Source organism: Dyella sp. (assembly GCF_035508675.1).
Taxonomy (GTDB): Bacteria; Pseudomonadota; Gammaproteobacteria; order Xanthomonadales; family Rhodanobacteraceae; genus Dyella_B.
In genome coordinates this window covers 1-2,337 of record NZ_DATJMN010000333.1, presented here as the reverse complement: position 1 = coordinate 2,337, position 2,337 = coordinate 1, and the positions used below count along the sequence as shown (strand labels likewise).

The window sequence follows — 2,337 nt, the reverse complement described above, 5'->3', positions numbered from 1 at the left end:
CGCGTGCTGCAAGAGCGCATGTATGAGCGGGTCGGCAGCAACCGCACGCAGCGCTGCGACGTGCGCATCATTGCCGCCACCCACCGCAATCTGGAAGCGGCCACCGCCGAAGGCCGCTTCCGCGAAGACCTGTATTACCGCCTCAGCGTGTTCCCGCTGGAAATGCCGCCGCTGCGCGAGCACCTGGAAGACATGCCCGAGCTGATCGCCGAATTCAATCAACGCCTGCAGCGCCGCGGCCTGAACAGCGTGCGCTTCAGCGGCAGCGCGATGCAGTCGCTGCGCCAGCACACCTGGCCGGGCAATGTGCGCGAGCTGTCCAACCTGGTGGAGCGCCTGGCCATTCTTTATCCAAACAGCGAAGTGCGCGCCACCGACCTGCCGGAGAAATACCGCGGCGTGCAGGCGATGGACGAAGTCGCCGGCGGCGTCGTCCGCGCCATGCTCGATGGCCAGGCCAAGCCCGCGTCGACGCAGCACCGCCACCTGCTCGATACCGATGTGCTGCTGCCGGAAGGTGGCGTGGACCTGAAGGATCACCTGGCCGACATCGAAGTAGGCCTGATCCGCCAGGCGCTCGACATTACCGACGGTGTGGTGGCGCACGCGGCGAAGCTGCTGCACATGCAGCGCACCACGCTGGTGGAAAAGCTGCGCAAGTACGGCCTGCAGGCGGCGTGCCGCAGCAACGATACGTCGCCGGAGAGTGGCACGGCCGTTGCTTGAAGCACCTTGTAACCGCTCAAGCGTTGGAAAACCGACATGAGTCAGATCGACGTCAATAGTGTGCTCTCTCAAATGCGCGCGCTCAGCGCGCAGGCAACCGGCGCGATGCCGAGCGCTGCGCTGCCGGCTGCATCCGGCGGTTCGGGCGTGGATTTCGGCACGCTGTTCAAGCAGACCATCGGCTCGGTGGCGGCGCAGCAGAACGACGCGCAAGCGCAGGTCAATGCGTTCGAACGCGGCGATCCGGGCGCCGACATCGTGAAGACCTCCATCGCCGGGCAGAAGGCAGACCTCGCCTTCCGCGGCTTGGTGGAAGTACGCAACAAGCTGGTCGATGCCTACACCACCATCATGAATATGCCGGTGTGACGCGTGCCGCGGCGTCATTCCCGCGCAGGCGGCCATTGCGCTCAGCCAGCGCGTCCGAAGAACAAGAGAATCGGTGTGCATCGCGCCGCCCGGTAAGGGCTCGATAGCGCACCGCGGCGGCACGACAACAAGGCAAGTCGATCGTTTCCATGCAGTGATTCATTTCTAGACCCCATGGCTGACAACGTTCCCACCACCTCGAATACGCGCCAGGATCAGCTCAAGGGTCTGTTGCGCAATCCGACCACACGCTTGCTGCTGCTGCTGGTGGCCGTTGCGGCGGCGGTTGCGCTGGGCGTGGGCATCGTGCTGTGGTCGCGCGGTCCGAACTACGCCTTGCTGTATGCCGGCCTCGATCCGAAAGACGCCGCCGCCGTCACGCAGGCGTTGCAGAGCAGCAACACCCCGTTCCGTCTCGGCGCCGACGGCGCGTCCATTTCGGTGCCCGCCGAGGTGCTGGCCGATACGCGCCTGAAGCTGGCGAGCCAAGGCCTGCCGCAAGGCAGCACCGCCGGCGCCACGCTGCCGCAAAGCGACTCGCCGTTCGGCATGAGCGACCTGGCCGAAAGCACGCGTTATCGCGAAATGCTGGAAACGGATCTGGGCAACACCATTGCCGGCCTGCAGTTCGTGCGCGCCGCGCGCGTGCATCTGGCCTTGCCCAAGGCCTCCGCCTTTATCCGCGACAATCACCCGGCCAGCGCGTCGGTGTTGTTGACGCTGTATCCGGGCCGCCAGCTCGATGGCAGCCAGGTGCAGGCGATCGTGCACCTGGTCTCTTCCAGCGTGCCCGACCTGGATCCCTCGCAGGTCTCCATCGTGGATCAGCAAGGCGCGCTGCTCACCGTGTCCGATCCCGATAGCCCCGGCGCGGTGGGCGATGCGCACATGCGCCTGGTCACGCGCATGGAGAACAGTTACGCGCAACGCATCGAAGATCTGCTGACGCCGCTGGTGGGGCAGGGACGCGTGCGCGCGCAGGTCGATGTCGATCTGGATTTCAGCCAGACCGAAAAAGCCAGCGAAAGCTACGACAGCGCCAACCCGGCCTTGCGCAGCGAACAAACCAGCACCGAACAGAAGCAGGACGACGCGGCCGGCGGCGTGGCCGGTGCGCTCAGCAACCAGCCGCCGAACACCGTCGCACAACCGACTGCCGCCAAGCCGAATGCCGGTACGCCGCCGGCGGCGAATCCGGTGACGACGACTGCGGCGAACGCTTCCAAGAACACGCCGACCGAC

3 protein-coding genes are annotated in these 2,337 nt (G+C 65.9%); all 3 read left to right on the top strand.

The features are described 5' to 3' along the window. A partial coding sequence (locus VMA74_RS17880; protein WP_325369429.1) for a sigma 54-interacting transcriptional regulator occupies window positions 1-726 on the top strand: 726 nt, incomplete at its 5' end. Window positions 727-762: 36 nt separating this feature from the next. Beyond that, complete coding sequence (gene fliE, locus VMA74_RS17875) at window positions 763-1,095, top strand: flagellar hook-basal body complex protein FliE (RefSeq protein ID WP_325369427.1); 333 nt, start codon at window positions 763-765, stop codon at window positions 1,093-1,095. 174 nt (window positions 1,096-1,269) lie between these two features. Beyond that, on the top strand, window positions 1,270-2,337 hold a 1,068-nt coding region (gene fliF, locus VMA74_RS17870; protein WP_325369425.1), incomplete at its 3' end, for a flagellar basal-body MS-ring/collar protein FliF.

Bases quoted from the DNA above. Each gene is read 5' to 3' on its own strand.
- fliE (WP_325369427.1), top strand. From the start codon at position 763: ATGAGTCAGATCGACGTCAATAGTGTGCTCTCTCAAATGCGCGCGCTC.